This window comes from Pseudooceanicola atlanticus (assembly GCF_000768315.1).
Classification (GTDB): Bacteria; Pseudomonadota; Alphaproteobacteria; order Rhodobacterales; family Rhodobacteraceae; genus Pseudooceanicola; species Pseudooceanicola atlanticus.
Genome location: NZ_AQQX01000003.1, coordinates 225920 through 241925, shown reverse-complemented (window position 1 = coordinate 241925; position 16006 = coordinate 225920). Strand labels below are relative to the sequence as shown.

At 66.8% G+C, this 16006-nt stretch carries 22 protein-coding genes; all 22 read left to right on the top strand.

The annotated features are described in order from the left end of the window. The first annotated feature begins 320 nt into the window (after positions 1 to 320). The 22 genes from ATO9_RS09020 to ATO9_RS08915 all read left to right on the top strand — a co-directional run bounded on the left by ATO9_RS09020 (position 321) and on the right by ATO9_RS08915 (position 16004). Complete coding sequence (locus ATO9_RS09020; RefSeq protein WP_043747637.1) at positions 321 to 554, top strand: acyl carrier protein; 234 nt, start codon at positions 321 to 323, stop codon at positions 552 to 554. Positions 555 to 673: 119 nt separating this feature from the next. Further along, a complete protein-coding gene (locus ATO9_RS09015; protein ID WP_043747635.1) occupies positions 674 to 1162 on the top strand; it encodes a MarR family winged helix-turn-helix transcriptional regulator in 489 nt (162 codons plus the stop codon). After that, positions 1159 to 1842 (top strand): GNAT family N-acetyltransferase, encoded by a 684-nt coding sequence (locus ATO9_RS09010; RefSeq protein WP_043747633.1) that lies wholly within the window; start codon positions 1159 to 1161, stop codon positions 1840 to 1842. The genes ATO9_RS09015 and ATO9_RS09010 overlap by 4 nt, the downstream gene beginning before the upstream one ends. Positions 1843 to 1946: 104 nt before the next feature. Then, complete coding sequence (gene speB / locus ATO9_RS09005) at positions 1947 to 2999, top strand: agmatinase (RefSeq protein ID WP_043747630.1); 1053 nt, start codon at positions 1947 to 1949, stop codon at positions 2997 to 2999. A gap of 365 nt (positions 3000 to 3364) precedes the next feature. After that, positions 3365 to 4627, top strand: coding sequence for a beta-ketoacyl-ACP synthase II (gene fabF, locus ATO9_RS09000; protein ID WP_043747628.1), 1263 nt, complete (start codon positions 3365 to 3367; stop codon positions 4625 to 4627). Positions 4628 to 4630: 3 nt separating this feature from the next. Beyond that, positions 4631 to 5788 carry an endolytic transglycosylase MltG gene (gene mltG, locus ATO9_RS08995; protein WP_043747627.1) on the top strand — a complete coding sequence of 386 codons (1158 nt, stop codon included), beginning with the start codon at positions 4631 to 4633 and terminating at the stop codon, positions 5786 to 5788. Between the two features lie 253 nt (positions 5789 to 6041). Then, entirely contained in the window at positions 6042 to 6380 is a 339-nt protein-coding gene (locus ATO9_RS24690) for a hypothetical protein (protein WP_043747626.1), read from the top strand. Next, a complete protein-coding gene (locus tag ATO9_RS08985; RefSeq protein WP_043747624.1) occupies positions 6358 to 7659 on the top strand; it encodes a terminase large subunit domain-containing protein in 1302 nt (433 codons plus the stop codon). Before ATO9_RS24690 ends, ATO9_RS08985 begins: the two co-directional genes overlap by 23 nt. Before the next feature lie 74 nt (positions 7660 to 7733). Beyond that, positions 7734 to 8909: a phage portal protein gene (locus ATO9_RS08980; RefSeq protein ID WP_043747623.1), complete on the top strand. Its 1176-nt coding sequence runs from the start codon at positions 7734 to 7736 to the stop codon at positions 8907 to 8909. Then, positions 8902 to 9141, top strand: coding sequence for a GTA head formation protein, RCAP_rcc01685 family (locus tag ATO9_RS08975; protein ID WP_043747621.1), 240 nt, complete (start codon positions 8902 to 8904; stop codon positions 9139 to 9141). Before ATO9_RS08980 ends, ATO9_RS08975 begins: the two co-directional genes overlap by 8 nt. Positions 9142 to 9164: 23 nt before the next feature. After that, the gene (locus ATO9_RS08970) at positions 9165 to 9695 is read left to right on the top strand and encodes an HK97 family phage prohead protease (protein ID WP_043747620.1); all 531 of its coding nucleotides are present in this window, start codon (positions 9165 to 9167) and stop codon (positions 9693 to 9695) included. A gap of 31 nt (positions 9696 to 9726) precedes the next feature. After that, a complete protein-coding gene (locus tag ATO9_RS08965; RefSeq protein WP_043747619.1) occupies positions 9727 to 10911 on the top strand; it encodes a phage major capsid protein in 1185 nt (394 codons plus the stop codon). A 146-nt stretch (positions 10912 to 11057) separates the two neighbouring features. Continuing rightward, on the top strand, positions 11058 to 11654 hold the full coding sequence (locus ATO9_RS08960) for a head-tail connector protein (RefSeq protein WP_043747618.1): 597 nt from the start codon (positions 11058 to 11060) through the stop codon (positions 11652 to 11654). Beyond that, positions 11651 to 11989 (top strand): head-tail adaptor protein, encoded by a 339-nt coding sequence (locus ATO9_RS08955; RefSeq protein ID WP_043747617.1) that lies wholly within the window; start codon positions 11651 to 11653, stop codon positions 11987 to 11989. Before ATO9_RS08960 ends, ATO9_RS08955 begins: the two co-directional genes overlap by 4 nt. Beyond that, positions 11986 to 12396, top strand: coding sequence for a DUF3168 domain-containing protein (locus tag ATO9_RS08950; RefSeq protein ID WP_043747616.1), 411 nt, complete (start codon positions 11986 to 11988; stop codon positions 12394 to 12396). The genes ATO9_RS08955 and ATO9_RS08950 overlap by 4 nt, the downstream gene beginning before the upstream one ends. Positions 12397 to 12452: 56 nt before the next feature. Beyond that, entirely contained in the window at positions 12453 to 12866 is a 414-nt protein-coding gene (locus ATO9_RS08945) for a phage major tail protein, TP901-1 family (RefSeq protein ID WP_043747615.1), read from the top strand. Then, positions 12866 to 13189, top strand: coding sequence for a gene transfer agent family protein (locus ATO9_RS08940; RefSeq protein WP_043747614.1), 324 nt, complete (start codon positions 12866 to 12868; stop codon positions 13187 to 13189). Before ATO9_RS08945 ends, ATO9_RS08940 begins: the two co-directional genes overlap by 1 nt. Beyond that, complete coding sequence (locus ATO9_RS08935; protein WP_043747613.1) at positions 13186 to 13392, top strand: rcc01693 family protein; 207 nt, start codon at positions 13186 to 13188, stop codon at positions 13390 to 13392. The genes ATO9_RS08940 and ATO9_RS08935 overlap by 4 nt, the downstream gene beginning before the upstream one ends. Beyond that, entirely contained in the window at positions 13379 to 14038 is a 660-nt protein-coding gene (locus ATO9_RS08930) for a phage tail tape measure protein (protein WP_043747612.1), read from the top strand. Before ATO9_RS08935 ends, ATO9_RS08930 begins: the two co-directional genes overlap by 14 nt. A 21-nt stretch (positions 14039 to 14059) precedes the next feature. Continuing rightward, on the top strand, positions 14060 to 14692 hold the full coding sequence (locus ATO9_RS08925; RefSeq protein ID WP_043747611.1) for a DUF2460 domain-containing protein: 633 nt from the start codon (positions 14060 to 14062) through the stop codon (positions 14690 to 14692). Beyond that, positions 14692 to 15576, top strand: coding sequence for a DUF2163 domain-containing protein (locus tag ATO9_RS08920; RefSeq protein WP_043747610.1), 885 nt, complete (start codon positions 14692 to 14694; stop codon positions 15574 to 15576). Before ATO9_RS08925 ends, ATO9_RS08920 begins: the two co-directional genes overlap by 1 nt. Then, on the top strand, positions 15573 to 16004 hold the full coding sequence (locus tag ATO9_RS08915; RefSeq protein WP_043747609.1) for an NlpC/P60 family protein: 432 nt from the start codon (positions 15573 to 15575) through the stop codon (positions 16002 to 16004). Before ATO9_RS08920 ends, ATO9_RS08915 begins: the two co-directional genes overlap by 4 nt. Positions 16005 to 16006 lie beyond the last annotated feature (2 nt).

Genomic DNA, 16006 nt, shown 5'->3' with positions numbered 1-16006 from the left:
CTCGGATCGGGCACCGTGCCGGCGTGGCCAGCGGGGCAGGGTGCGGATCACCTTGCCGGCCCTTGCGGGATGCGGAAATCCATGCCTGACCATGGAAATGACGCGGCGTTGTCCCCATTTAGGGGTGGGCGCGAAATCGTTTGCGTCCAGTGTCGCGTGTGATATAGGCGGCTCAGACCGGCCGGTTCGCATTTTTGTGATCCGGTCTCTCGCAGCTTTGCGGGAGCAAGCCGCCCCGACGGGGCACCACAGCACGACCCCGCCTGGGGCGAGGGCAGAACCGGGCCACGAGCCCAAGAGAGATAGTGAGGGGAACTCCTATGAGCGATGTCGCAGAGCGCGTGAAGAAAATCGTTGTCGAGCATCTGGGTGTGGAAGAGGACAAGGTGACGGAAAACGCTTCGTTCATCGATGACCTGGGCGCAGACAGCCTCGACACCGTCGAACTGGTCATGGCCTTCGAAGAGGAATTCGGCATCGAAATCCCCGACGACGCAGCCGAGAACATCCAGACCTTCGGCGACGCGGTCAAGTTCATCAAGGAAGCCGCCTGATCCCAGGCCCTTCCATCGGAATTCGGAAAACCCCTGCCTGATCGGGCGGGGGTTTTTCTTTTGTGCATTTGCCGTCTGGTGCCTTGCGTCGGCATATCTATATGCGTAGTTATATAACTATGCATGAATCAGATGACGTCCTTCGCTCGACCGGTCTTTTGACCCTTGGCACGCGCTTCCGCCGCCTGGGTGAACGTCTGCAGGCCGAAACCCAGGTCGTCTTGGGAGAGGCCGCGACGCAGGTGCCTGTCGCGTCTCATCCGCTGCTGAACCTGCTGGACCGGCGCGGCCCGCAACAGGTGGGGCAGATCAGCGAGGCCCTGGGCGTGACCCAGCCGGGCATCACCCGCGCGGTCGCAAGCCTCTCTAAATCCGGAATGGTCGCCATCCGGCCCAGTGACAGTGACGGGCGCATCCGCGTCGTGTCGCTGACCGAGGAAGGCACGGCCTTTGTCGCGCAATGCCGGGCCGAGGTCTGGCCGCGTGTTGAACGTGCGGTGGCGGATCTCTGCGACGGCTTTGCGGCGGAGCTGCTGGATCACCTAGACCGGATCGAGGACGGGCTGGCCGACCGCCCGCTGAGCCGCAGGACCGGAGACACCGAATGAGCGACCATCCCCTGGATGTCCCGGCGCGTGCGGCGCTGACCTCGCGCCATTCCCATCTGGCCCGACGCAGGGGCGGAGCGATCTGTTACGACGCCGATATCGTGCCCTTTGCCGCCGATGACGGGTCGGATACGGCAGCCCTGGCCGGGTTGGTCGCGCCCGGGCAATTGGCGGCCTTCCTGCAAGCATCCCGCATGGCAGAGCCGGACGGTTTCGAGACAGTGATCCGCGACGAGGCCGTGCAACTGGTCGCGACGCGTCCCTTCATGGCGGTGGATGACGCCCGCATCGAACCGCTTGGGTCCTCAGACGCGGTCGGGATGCTGGCGCTGGCAGAGGCGACGAAACCCGGTCCCTTCACCCTGCGTGCGCTGGACCTGGGCCGGTTCTACGGCATCCGGCAGGACGGTGCGCTTGTCGCCATGGCCGGAGAGCGCATGGCCTGTGACGGCTATGTCGAGGTGAGCGGCGTCTGCGTCGCCGAAACCGCGCGCGGGCAGGGGCTGGCCCGGCTGTTGTCGCAACATGTCGCCGCCGGGATCGCGGCGGCGGGGGATGTGCCCTTCCTGCATGCCTTCGCCAGCAACGATGCGGCAATCGGGCTTTACCGCTCCCTCGGATTCGAACCGCGCGCGGCGATGCAGGTGGGCATTTTCCGGCGTCTCGCCGCGCAGGGCTGACGCCACCAAAATGCGCCGTCGCTGCCCGACTGGGCGGCGAGTGTCAGGGCGGGCTTGCCATTCCGCGCAGTTCACGCCTTTCTTGCCGCAAAGAAGGAGGTCCCATGGCCAAGACACTGGACGAATTGCGCGCGCTCTACGGCAACGACAAGGGCACGGTCTTTCACGATCCGCGGCTAAAGGCCGTGGCGGATGGCGTGTTCGCCGAAGGCGGGCGGCGGGCCTGGCCCTTTGCCGGCGTCTCGACCCTGCTGGACGCGCCGTACCTTGCCGATGCGGCGCAGGTGCTGCTGGAGGGCGGGCGGATCGACGACCTGGATGTGGCGCTGATCGGTGTGCCGATGGACCTGGGCGTGACCAACCGCGCCGGGTCCCGTCGTGGCCCCAAGGCGGTGCGCGAGATCGAACGGATCGGCCCCTGGAACCGCGTTCTGGACGTGGCCCCGTTGCAGAAGCTGCGCTTTGCCGATCTGGGCGACGTGCCGATGCGCAGCCGCTATGACCTGACCACCTGCCACGAGGATATCGAGGGGTTCTACGACAAGGTGGTCGCGTCGGACCTGCTGCCTCTGTCTGTGGGCGGGGATCACTCGATCTCCCGCCCGATCCTGGCGGCGCTGGCACGCAAACACGGCCCGCTCGGCATGGTGCATATCGACGCCCATGCCGATACCAGCGGGGTCTATGAGGGCGCGAAGTTCCACCATGGCGGCCCGTTCAGGCAGGCGGTGTTGGAAGGCTCCCTTGACCCGCAACGCACGATCCAGATCGGCATCCGCGGCGGCGGCGATTTCCTGTGGGAATTCTCCTACCAGAGCGGGATGACCGTCATTCATGCAGAGGAAGTGGCCGAACTGGGCCTCGACGCGGTGATCGCGCGGGCGCTGGAAGTCGTGGGCGCCGGGCCGACCTATGTCTCCTTCGATGTCGACAGCCTCGATCCGGGGTTTGCGCCCGGCACCGGCACGCCTGAGGTCGGGGGGCTGGAACCGCGCGAGGTCATGGCGATCCTGCGCGGGCTGAAGGGCATCGATCTGAAAGGCGGTGACGTGGTCGAGGTCGCGCCGTCCTATGACCCGACAAGCAACACGGCCCATGCCGCAGCGCAGATGCTGTTCGAACTGGCCTGCCTTGCGGCGCTGGCGCCACGGGGATGAGGGGACGGAAAGGGGCTCTGCCCCTTGTCGCCAAGGCTGCGCCTTGACGCCAACCCCGGAGTATTTCCGGCAAGATGAAGCAGGGGCGCCGCGCCCCCTTTCATCTGGCCGGGAAATATCCCGGGAGGTGCGGAGGGCAGAGCCCTCTGCCGTGGCCGGAGAGCCGCCGGTGCCGATCCGGACCGGGCCCTTGCGGCCTGAGCAAAATGAAATCATATGCGCCGCAGGCGCGCCGGTTGGCGATCGGGACGGGCCGGGGAGCCGCGATATGGGCAGAGATGTGCTATTGCCGGGGCCGTCCCTCTTGCTCCGTGGGGCGGGGGCGGGGTAAGAGCGTCGGGACCGAAGGAAAGAGGGCAGAATTCATGCGTCGAGTGGTAGTCACAGGGTTGGGTCTGGTGACCCCGCTGGCAAGCGGTGTCGAGGAAAGCTGGTCACGGATCCTGGACGGTCAGTCGGGGGCGGGGCCGATTACCCGTTTCAACCCCGAACGGGTGACCACCAAATATGCCTGCCAGGTGCCGCTGGGCGATGGCACGGACGGCACGTTCAATTCCGATGACTGGATGGAGCCGAAAGAGCGTCGCAAGGTCGACGACTTCATCCTCTACGGCATCGCCGCCTCGGCCATGGCGGTCGAGGATGCGGGCTGGACGCCCGAGGACGAGGAAAGCCGTCTGCGCACCGGCGTCATGATCGGGTCGGGCATCGGCGGGCTGCAATCCATCGAACAGACCACCCTGCTTATGGCCGAGAAGGGGCCGCGGCGGGTGTCGCCCTTCTTCATCCCCGGCGCGCTGATCAATCTGATCTCGGGCCAGGTGCAGATCCGTTACGGCTTCAAGGGGCCGAACCACGCCGTCGTGACGGCCTGTTCCACCGGCGCCCATGCCATCGGCGATGCGGCACGCCTGATCCAGTGGGGCGATGCGGACGTGATGATCGCCGGCGGTGCCGAGGCCGCGATCTGCGAGATCGGGATTGCCGGGTTCAACGCCTGCAAGGCATTGTCGACCAAGTATGGCGACGATCCGAAGCGCGCCAGCCGGCCCTACGATGCGGATCGCGACGGTTTCGTCATGGGCGAGGGTGCGGGCATCGTGGTGCTCGAGGAATACGAGCACGCCATGGCGCGGGGCGCCAAGATCTATGGCGAATACCTGGGTTATGGCCTGTCGGGCGATGCCTATCACATCACCGCACCCGACGAGACGATGGATGGCGGTTTCCGCTCGATGAAGGCGGCGCTGGAACGTGCGGGCCTGACCCCGGACGATATCGACTACATCAATGCGCATGGCACCTCGACCATGGCCGACACGCTGGAACTGGCCGCCGTCGAGCGGCTGATGGGCGACGAGGCGGCGAAGAAGGCCACCATGTCTTCGACCAAGTCGGCGACCGGACACCTTCTGGGCGCGGCGGGCGCGATCGAGGCGATCTTCTCGATCCTGGCGATCCGGGACCAGGTCGCGCCGCCGACGATCAACCTCGACAACCCGGCGGTGACGCCGAAACTGTCGCTGGCGGCCAACAAGAAGGAAGAGCGCGAGATCAACGTGGCGCTGTCGAACTCCTTTGGCTTCGGTGGCACCAACGCCTCGATCATCTTCGGGAAGGTTCGGTAAATCATGTGGCGGGCTGTCGCCTCCAACGCCCTGACCCTGCTGATCGTCGCCATCTTCCTGATGGGCGGCCTGATCCTGTGGGGCAAGGAGCAATACAATGCCGAAGGCCCCCTGGCCGAGGCGATCTGCGTGCGTGTGCCCAGCGGTGCGCGGCTGTCGCAGATCAGTGAGGACCTTGAGGATCGCGGCGCGGTCAGCAGCGGTGCGATCCTGCGGATCGGCGCGGATTACACCGACAAGACCAACCAGCTGAAGGCCGGATCCTTCCTGGTGCCGGCCGGGGCTTCGATGGAAGAGATCGTCGATGTGTTGACCCGTGGCGGGGCCAATACATGCGGCACCGAGATCGTCTACCGGATCGGCGTGACCCGGTCCTCTGTCCAGGTGCGGGAGCTTGACCCGACCACCAACCGGTTTGTTGAACGGGCCGAATTCGATCCCTCCGGGGAAGAGCCGGTGCCGGCCATCTTCGAGACAATGCGCGCGCGCAACGACACGCGGTACCGTGTGACGGTGGCCGAAGGCGTCACCTCGTGGCAGGTCGTTGACGCACTGAGCCGCGTGGACGTCATGGAGGGCGAGGTTGCAGAGGTCCCGGCAGAGGGATCGCTGGCACCCGACAGCTATGAAGTGACCGTGGGGGCCGACCGTCAGGCGCTGATCGACCGCATGGAGACCGCGCAGGAGGTCATCCTGGAAGCCGCCTGGGTCGAACGGGCCGACAACCTGCCATACGACACGCCCGAAGAGGCGCTGATCATGGCCTCGATCATCGAGAAGGAAACCGGTGTCGCGGAAGAGCGGGACCAGGTAGCCTCGGTCTTCATCAACCGTCTGAACCAGGGCATGCGCCTGCAGACCGACCCGACGGTGATCTACGGCATCACCAACGGCCAGGGCGTGCTGGGCCGTGGACTGCGCCAGAGCGAGTTGCGCGGCGAGACGCCTTACAACACCTATGTCATCGACGGTCTGCCGCCGACCCCGATCGCCAATCCGGGCCGCGCGGCAATCGAGGCTGCGGTAAACCCGTCGTCGACCGACTTCCTGTTCTTCGTGGCGGACGGGTCTGGCGGCCACGCCTTCGCGCGGACCCTGGCCGAGCATAACGAGAACGTCGCCCGGTGGCGGCAGATCGAGGCGGAACGCGCCAGCGAGTGATCGTGTTGTTATTTTTCGAAAGGGCCGTCCCCGGAAATGGGGGCGGCCTTTTTCGTTTTCGGGAGGGCAGAGGGTTAACAATCCGTAAACGAAAAGGTCTATGGTAAACAGAGGGTTATTTGACGTAACGCACGGTCGAACGTATAAACGAAGGCAAGCTGGAACAGGTGGATCAACGGCCGCGGGAGCAATCCCGGGGCCGTTTTTTCGTGGGTTCGGCGGGCGGGCCAATAACAAAAACAGGGCAACGACAATGACTCTTATCGAAGAAGAGCAACAGGCCGGGGATATCCCCGGTCACATCGACGACATCGTGCAGGAGCTACGGCAGTTGAAGACCGATCTGCGCCGGGTACAGGGCCTGGTCAAGGACGGCGAGCCGGGCGGCGTCAAGGACGCGTTGCGCATGGCCAGCGATGTCAGGACTTTTCTCAGGATTGCATATGAAGTGGAGGCGAAACACCATGAAGACCGACGCAGGGAACAAGGGGGCGGAAGCGGGGAGCTCGACCTCGACGCCGCAAGGGCCGAGATCGGGTGCAAGCTGGATCGCCTCCGCCGATGTTGCGGTGCAGGAGAAATTTCTGGATGACCTGACTGAGGGAGAGCTTCGTGCTCTCCCCTTTTTGTTCGAGTTCTGGGCGATGCCGCACCAGATGCCGCCCGAAGGGGACTGGCGGTCCTGGGTGATCCTGGGCGGACGCGGCGCCGGCAAGACGCGGGCTGGGTCGGAATGGGTGCGCTCCGTGGTTGAAGGCGCGCGCCCGATGGATCCCGGGCGCTGTTCGCGTGTCGCGCTGGTGGGCGAAACCGTCGACCAGGTGCGCGAGGTGATGATCTTCGGCGACAGCGGGATCCTGGCCTGTTCGCCGCCCGACCGGCGGCCGGACTGGCAGGCGGGGCGCAAACAGCTGGTCTGGCCCAACGGTGCCGTCGCACAGGTGTTTTCCGCGCATGAGCCAGAGGCGCTACGCGGCCCGCAATTCGATGCCGCCTGGGTGGACGAACTGGCCAAGTGGAAGAAGGCGCGCGACACCTGGGACATGCTGCAATTCGCGCTGCGGTTGGGCGATGATCCACGGGTCTGCGTGACGACCACGCCGCGCAACGTCGGTGTGTTGAAGGACCTCCTGGAGATGCCGTCGACCATGGTGACTCAGGCGCCGACAGAGGCCAACAGGGCGAACCTGGCCGAGTCCTTCCTGGAAGAGGTTCGCGCACGCTATGCGGAGACGCGCCTGGGGCGGCAGGAACTGGACGGTGTGATGTTGGGCGAGGCTGAAGGGGCTATGTGGACGTCCGCAGCGCTTGAGGCGGGCCGGATCGACGCCCCGCCCGAGATGGACCGCGTGGTCGTCGCGGTGGACCCGCCGGTGACGGGCCATGACGGATCGGATGAATGCGGGATCGTGGTCGCGGGCGTGGTGACGCGCGGAGAGGTCTCGGACTGGCGCGCCTTCGTGCTGGAGGATGCCAGCGTGCGCGCGGCGTCCCCGATGCAATGGGCCGAGGCGGCAATCGCCGCGATGGAACGGCACGGTGCCGAACGGGTCGTGGCCGAGGTGAACCAGGGTGGTGACCTGGTCGAGGCGGTAATCCGGCAGGTCGACCCGCTGGTGCCGCTCCGCAAGGTGCGTGCGGCGCGCGGGAAGGCCGCAAGGGCCGAACCGGTGGCCGCGCTCTACGAACAGGGCAGGGTGCATCACCTGCGCGGGCTGGAGGCGCTTGAGGATCAGCTCTGCGCCATGACGGCGCGTGGATATGAGGGCAAGGGCTCTCCAGACAGGCTGGATGCGCTGGTCTGGGCTCTGCACGAACTGATGATCGATGCGGCGGCGTTGCGCAAACGGCCAAGGGTGCGTTCGCTCTAGGAAGGCCGGTTTAACCCTTTCGTAGGATGTTCTTTTCCGAAGCGCCACGGGGCGCGGGATGGAAGGAGTGACCCATGGGAGTGATCGACTATTTCCGGCGCGATGCGGGGACGGCCCCGGAAGCGAAGGCCAGCGCCGCTGGCCCGGTGATCGCCTATCACGGTGCGGGCCGGGTGGCCTGGTCGCCGCGCGATACGGTGTCGCTGACCCGGACGGGCTTTGCCGGGAACCCGGTCGGCTTTCGCGCGGTCAAGATGATCGCAGAGGCCGCGGCGGCGCTGCCATTGGTCCTTCAGGACGAGACGCGCCGCTATGAAACGCATCCGGTGCTGGAACTGCTGGCACGGCCCAACCCGGTTCAGGGCAAGGCAGAACTGCTGGAGGCGCTGTTCGGACAGCTGATCCTGACCGGGAACGGCTACGTGGAGGCCGTGGCTGCCGAAGAGGGCGCGCCGGTGGAACTTCATGTGCTGCGGTCGGACCGGATGTCGGTCGTGCCGGGCGCGGATGGCTGGCCGGTGGCCTACGAATACGCGGTCGGAGGGCGCAAGCACCGTTTCGACGTGACGGGTGCGCGGGTGCCGGTCTGCCACGTGCGCAGCTTTCACCCGCAGGACGACCATTACGGGCTGAGCGCGATGCAGGCGGCGGCGCAGGCGCTGGACGTTCACAACTCGGCTTCGGCCTGGGCGAAGGCGTTGCTGGACAATGCCGCGCGTCCCTCGGGTGCGATCGTCTATGGCGGGGCCGACGGGGCGTCGATGGCGGCGGATCAGTACGACCGGCTGGTCAACGAACTGGAAAGCCACCACATGGGCGCCCGCAATGCCGGGCGGCCGATGTTGCTGGAAGGCGGGCTGGACTGGAAGCCGATGGGGTTCAGCCCCTCGGACATGGAATTCCAGAAGACCAAGGAGGCCGCTGCGCGGGATATCGCGCTGGCCTTCGGCGTGCCGCCCATGCTGCTGGGGATCCCGGGCGAGGCGACCTACGCGAATTACCAGGAGGCGCATCGCGCGTTCTTTCGCCTGACGGTGTTGCCGTTGGCGACACGGGTCACGGCCGCGCTGTCGCATTGGCTGCAGGGCTTCACGGGCGAGGCGGTGATGCTGAAGCCCGACCTCGACCAGGTGCCCGCCCTGTCCGCAGAACGCGATGCGCAATGGGCCCGCGTGGCCAAGGCGGAATTCCTGACGCGGGCCGAGAAACGGTCGCTGCTGGGGCTTCCGGCGGAGGTCGGGGATGAGTGAGCCGAAGGAGATACGGCGCTACGGGTTCGAAAGCTTCGACTGTGCCCCGGCGCTGCGGCTGGAGGCCCATGAGCGGGTTTCGCGGCTGCAGATCGACGGGCTGAAAGAGCGGATCGCGCGTCACGAGGCGACGATCGAACGGTTGGAGAAACGCCTTTGGCTTACAGTGTATGGCGTTGTCGGCGTGGTGCTGGCGGAGGCGTTTCAATCGTTTGTGCTGCAGGCGTCATGAGGAATGGGATCGAGGGGTAAGTGATGGAACTGGAAAGGAAATTCGCAGGGTTCGGGGATGATCTGTCGGTGACCGACGACTACCGGATCGAAGGTTATGCCTCGCGTTTCGGCGCGGCGGACCAGGGCGGCGACGTGGTGGCGCGGGGCGCTTATGCAGCCAGCCTGGGCACGGGCCGCGGGGTCAAGATGCTGTGGCAGCACGACCCGGCCCAGCCGATTGGCGTCTGGGACGAACTGCACGAGGACGAGACCGGACTTTGGGTCAAGGGACGCCTGCTGGAAGGGGTCGCGAAGGCCCGCGAGGCGGCGGCGCTGATCGGGGCGGGCGCGTTTGACGGGCTGTCGATCGGGTACCGCACGAAACGGGCGGTGAAGGATGACGGGGGCCGGCGGCTCCTGACGGAACTGGAGCTTTGGGAAGTGTCGCTGGTGACCTTCCCGATGCTGCCCAGTGCGCGAGTGGCGGCGAAGGGCGAGGGCCCCGAGACCGACATGATGCGCGAATTGGCGGCGGCCTTCGACGGGGCGCGGCTGGAGATGGCAGGGCAGTAGCCCGGCCGAATTCTTCAACGGGAAAATGACGATGGAGAAACCCGAGACGAGTTCTCGGCCCGGAGAGGCTTTGTCTCCGGCAGCCGAGATGAAGACCGCCGTGGCGGGCTTCGTGGCGGAGTTCAAGAGCTACCGCGACGCGATTGATGAGCGACTGCAACAACAGGAAAGCCGTTTGACCATGCTTGACCGAAAAACCCATGCGGGCCTGCGCCCGGCCCTGGCCACCGAGGCCGATCTGACCGTACCCCACACCAAGGCGTTCGGCGCCTATCTGCGCACCGGCGACGATGACGGCCTGCGCGGGCTGGAGCTGGAGGGCAAGGCGTTTTCCGTCGCCTCCGACGGTGGCTACCTGGTCGATCCGCAGACCTCCGAAACGATCCGCAACGTGCTGCAATCGGCGGCCTCGATCCGGTCGATCTGCAACGTCGTGACGGTTGAGGCCGGGTCCTACGACGTGCTGATGGACACGACCGATATCTCTTCGGGCTGGGTCAGCGAGGGTGGATCGGTCAGCGAGTCGACGACCTCGACCCTGGATCGCATCTCGATCCCGCTTTACGAACTCTCGGCCCTGCCCAAGGCGTCGCAGCGCCTGCTGGACGACACGGCCTTCGACATGGAGGGCTGGCTGGCCGCACGGATCGCCGACAAGTTCACGCGGGCAGAAGCCTCGGCCTTCGTCAACGGCAACGGATCGGACAAGCCTACGGGGTTCATGACCCACACCATGGTCGCCGACGCGTCCTGGGCCTGGGATTCCCTGGGCTACATTGCGACCGGCACGGATGGCGATTTCGATCCCAACGATCCGGCGGATGCAATCGTCGATCTGGTCTATGCCCTTGGCGCGCGCTACCGGGCCAACGGCACCTTCGTGATGAACTCCAAGACGGCCGGCGCGGTGCGCAAGCTGAAGGATGGTGACGGGCGCTTCCTGTGGTCCGACGGGCTGGCGGCCGGGGAACCGGCACGGCTGATGGGCTACCCGGTGCTGATCGCCGAGGACATGCCCGACATCGCCTCCGATGCCTGCGCCATCGCCTTCGGGGATTTCAACGCCGGCTACACCGTCGCAGAACGCCCCGATCTGCGCGTGTTGCGCGATCCGTTCAGCGCCAAGCCGCATGTCCTGTTCTACGCGACCAAGCGGGTCGGCGGGGACGTGACCGACTTTGCGGCGATCAAGCTGCTGAAATTCGGCGCCTCCTGAGGTGTCGGGTCGCCGGGGGCGTCCGCGTCCCCGGCAGGTGCGTGACCGCCCGTATGACGCTGGCCAGCTGCTCCCTCCGTCCGCTGCAGCGTGGGCGGGCACGTGCCGCAGGGCCGAGGCGGGAGCCGTGACGAAAGGGTTCGTGGATGTTGATCGAAGAGAACGAAATACCGCTGGCGGCGCTGCCGGTCGAAGATTTCAAGGCGCATCTGCGCCTGGGCACCGGGTTCACCGGGGACAATGTGCAGGACGCGGTGCTGGAAAGCTTCCTGCGGGCCGCCATGGCTGCTGTGGAGGCGCGTACCTCCAAGGTGCTTCTGTCGCGCGGCATGGTCTGGACGCGGCCGGCCTGGCGCAATCGCGAGGGTGAGGTGCTGCCGGTGGGACCGGTCATTGCGATCACCAGGGTGTCGCGCGTCGATGCCGAGGGCGCCGAGGTGGATGTCGACACTGATCGTTACCGGCTGGAGCCAGACCTGAGCTTCCCCCGGCTCTGCCCGCGCGGCGCCGGCCTGCCGGACGCGCCGACCGACGGGGCGATCCGCGTGCGCTTCAACGCCGGGTTCGGGCCGGCGTGGTCCGATCTGCCGGCCGATCTGCGCCAGGCGGTGATGCTGCTGGCCGCACATTACTACGAGAACCGCGACGCCACGGGGCTGGGCGAGGGCTGCATGCCGTTTGGCGTGACCTCGTTGCTGGAACGATACCGCCCGCTGCGGGTCTATGCCGGGGGGCGGGAATGATGCGGGTCCGTCTGACACGCAAGCTGGCGCTGGAGGCGCCGCAGCAGGTGCCTGACGCCGCCGGCGGTTACAGCGAAACCTGGGTGGAGCTGGGAGAGGTCTGGGCCGAGGTGACGGCCCGGACGGGGCGGGGCGCGGATTACGGCGGTGTCGCGACAGGGCGGATGGCCTATCGCATCGTGACCCGCGGCGCCCCGCCGGGTGTGCCGTCGCGTCCGCAGGCCGGGCAGCGGTTCCGCGAGGGCGCACGCCTGTTCCGGATCGAGGCGGTGGCCGAGAAAGACCCCAAGGGCCGCTACCTGACCTGTTTCGCAACCGAGGAGGTGGCGGCATGACCTACGCGATGTCCCAATCCCTGCAAAAGGCGGTCTATGACGCGCTGGTGGGCGATGCGGCCCTTCAGGTGCTGGTCGGGTCGGCGATCTTCGATGCGCCGCCCGCCGGGTCGATACCCGCGCTCTATGTCAGCCTGGGTCCGGAAAAGGCCCTAGATTGCTCGGACCAGTCGGGTGCAGCGACGCGGCATGATTTTATGATCTCCGTCGTGACCGACAGTGCCTCCTTTCACGACGCAAAGGCAGTGGCGGGGGCGGTGTCCGATGTCATGGGTGCACCGCTCGGAGCGCTGGATCGCGGCCGCATCGTGACGCTGAATTTCCTGCGCGCCCGGGCCCAACGGGACGAGGCCGGACAACAGCGGCGGATCGACCTGACCTTCCGCGCCTTACTCGACGACGACTGAACCGGGGTCCGCCCCGCGAACCGGGGGATGCGTCCCCCCAGACAATGGAGACAGACATGGCAGCCCAAAACGGCAAGGACCTGTTGATCAAGGTGGACATGGCCAGCGATGGCCAGTTCCAGACACTGGCGGGGCTGCGCGCGACGCGGGTTTCGTTCAACGCGGAGGCGGTCGATGTGACGTCTCTGGAAAGCCAGGGGGGCTGGCGCGAATTGCTGGGCGGAGCGGGGGTCCGCTCGGCCGGGATCTCGGGCGCGGGTGTGTTCCGTGACGAGGGGTCCGACGAACGCGCGCGCCAGATCTTCTTTGACGGGGAAACCCCGGATTTCCAGGTGGTCATTCCCGATTTCGGTATCATCGAGGGGCCGTTCCAGGTCACCGCGATCGAATATGCCGGTGCCCATGACGGCGAGGCGACCTACGAGCTGTCGATGGCTTCGGCCGGCGCGCTCAGCTTCACGGCGATCTGATGGCCAATCCCCACGCAGGAGAGGTCGCGCTGACCATCGACGGTGAACGCCACGTGCTGCGCCTGACGCTTGGCGCGCTGGCCGAGCTTGAGGCCGCGATGCAGACCGGGTCGCTGGTCGAACTGGTCGAGCGGTTCGAGCAATCGGGCTTTTCCAGCCGCGATGTGCTGTCGCTGATCGTGGCGGGGCTGCGCGGTGGCGGCTGGCAGGGCGGGGCCGAGGATCTGCTCGCCGCCGAGATCGAGGGCGGGCCGGTTGGCGCCTCCCGCGCGGCGGCCGAGTTGCTGACCCGCGCCTTCGCCCTGCCAGGAGAGGATGCATGACAGGTTTCGACTGGCCCGCGCTGATGCGGGCCGGGATCCGGGGGCTGGGATTGCGGCCCCGTGAATTCTGGGCGCTGACCCCGGCAGAGCTGCGGCTGATGCTGGGCGATGCGGCCCCGGCACCGCTGCGGCGGGCGCGGCTGGATGAATTGCTGGCCGCCTATCCGGACCAGGCGAAAGGACGCGATGATGGACGAGATTGACGGGCTGGGCGATCTGCAGGCGCAGGTCGAGGCATTGGAGCTTTCGCTGGGCGGGGCGGCCGGCATGGCCGCCGGTTTCGACAGCGAATTGCGACGGATGCGGTCGGCCATGGCCGAGACCGGCAAGGATGTGCAGGTGCTGGAACGCGGTCTCAGCCGTGGTCTGCGCCGCGCCTTGGACGGGCTGGTGCTGGACGGGGCGAAACTGTCCGATGCGCTGGAAACCGTCGCGAATTCGATGATCAACACAGCCTATTCCGCGGCGGTGAAGCCAGTGACCGATCATTTCGGCGGCATGATTGCCAAGGGGATCGGCGGGCTGTTCGAGGGGATGATGCCCTTCGCGCAAGGCGGCGCTTTTTCCCAGGGACGGGTGATGCCCTTTGCCGATGGCGGTGTCGTGCGCGGCCCGGTGACCTTCCCGATGCGGGGCGGCACCGGCCTGATGGGCGAGGCGGGGCCCGAGGCGATCATGCCGCTGTCGCGCGGCAGCGACGGCAAGCTGGGCGTCCGCGCCGAGGGCGGCCGCGCCGTGCATGTGGTGATGAATATCTCGACCCCAGACGCCGACAGTTTCCGCCGCTCGCAAAGCCAGATCGCCGCCCAGATGGGCCGGGCGATGCAACGCGGCCAGCGCAACCGCTGACCCATTCGAAAGGAGCGCCCCATGAGTTTTCACGAGGTGAGATTTCCCGCCGCGCTGAGCTTCGGCTCCTCCGGCGGGCCGGAGCGGCGGACCGAGATCGTGACGCTGGCCAACGGGTTCGAGGAACGCAACGCCCCCTGGTCGCAATCGCGCCGGCGCTACGATGCGGGCGTCGCGATGCGGTCGCTCGACGATATCGAGGCGCTGCTGGCCTTCTTCGAGGCGCGCCAAGGGCAGCTCTACGGGTTCCGCTGGAAGGATTGGTCCGATTACCGCTCCTGCCTGCCATCGCTCACCATCGCCCATACCGACCAGCTTCTGGCGCGGGGGGATGGCGACACGCATGTCTTCCAGATGGCCAAGACCTATCGCTCGGGCCTGCAAGAGCATCGGCGCGTGATCTCCAAGCCGGTGGCGGGCACGGTCCGGGTCGGCGTGAACGGCACTGAACAGCGCGAGGGCGTGAATTTCGAGGTCGACACCACCACCGGCCTCATCACCCTGGACGAGGCGCCGATCCCCGGTGCGGAGGTCACCGCAGGCTACGAATTCGATGTGCCCGTGCGGTTCGACACGGACCGGATCGCGACCTCTGTCGCGGCCTTTCGCGCGGGCGACATGCCCAGCGTCCCGGTGGTGGAGCTGCGGGTCTGATGGCGTTCCATGACGGGCTGGCCGCCCATCTGGCCACCGCGACCACCACGACCTGCCACGCCTGGGCGATCACGCGCCGCGACGGGCAGGTGCTGGGCTTTACCGATCACGACCGCGACCTCAGCTTCGACGGCCGGACCTTCCGCGCCGATAGCGGCCTCAGCGCGATGGCGCTGCAGCAGGGGACCGGGCTGGCGGTCGACAACAGCGAGGCGCTTGGTGCGCTGACCGATGCCGCGATTTCCGAGGCCGAGATCGACGCCGGGCGTTTCGATGGGGCAGAGGTCACGGCCTGGATCGTCAACTGGGCCAATGTCGACGAACGCCAGATGCTTTTCCGTGGCACGATCGGAGAGATGCGGCGCGCGGGCGGCGCGTTCCAGGCCGAGTTGCGCGGCCTGGCCGAGGCGCTGAACCAGCCCACGGGCCGCGTCTACCAGAAGCCGTGCGATGCGGTGCTGGGCAATGCGGCCTGTGGTGTCGACCTCTCCGATCCCGGGTATTCGGTGACGGCTGCGGTTGCCACTATCGAGGAACGTCAGCGCCTGACCTTGCCACGCCTCGAGGACTTCGCGCCGGGCTGGTTCACCCGCGGCCGCCTGACGGTTCTCTCCGGTACCGCCGAAGGGCTGACCGGCACGATCAAGCGCGACCTGATCGAAGAGGCACACCGCACGGTCGATCTGTGGCAGGCGCTTCGTGCCCCGATAGAGCCGGGCGACACCGTGCGGCTGGAGGCGGGGTGCGACAAGCGGTTCGAAACCTGCCGCTTCAAGTTCGCCAATACGCTGAATTTCCAGGGTTTCCCGGATATCCCGGGCGATGACTGGCTGACCATCATGCCCGCGCGTACCGGTCAGACTGGCGGGGGCAGCCGCCGATGACCCGCGCCGTCGACCTTGCCCGTCTGTGGATCGGCACGCCTTACCTGCACCAGGCCTCGGTCCGCGGTGCCGGAACCGATTGCCTGGGCCTTTTGCGCGGCATCTGGCGCGAGCTTTACGGTGCAGAACCTGAAGCCGTGCCCGCCTATACCCGCGACTGGTCCGAACCGTCCGGGGACGAGGCTTTATGGCAGGCTGCGCGTCGCCACCTTCTGCACAGGCCGCTCGACACCGCCCAGCCGGGCGACGTGCTGCTGTTCCGCATGCAGGCGGGCGCGGTGGCCAAACATCTGGGCGTGCAGGCCGAAACCGGACCCACGCCCACCTTCATCCACGCCTATTCCGGCCACGGGGTTGTCGAAAGCCCCCTCAGCCGACCCTGGCAGCGCCGCATCGTGGCGCGTTTCGCATTCCCCGAGGAGGTCTAGAC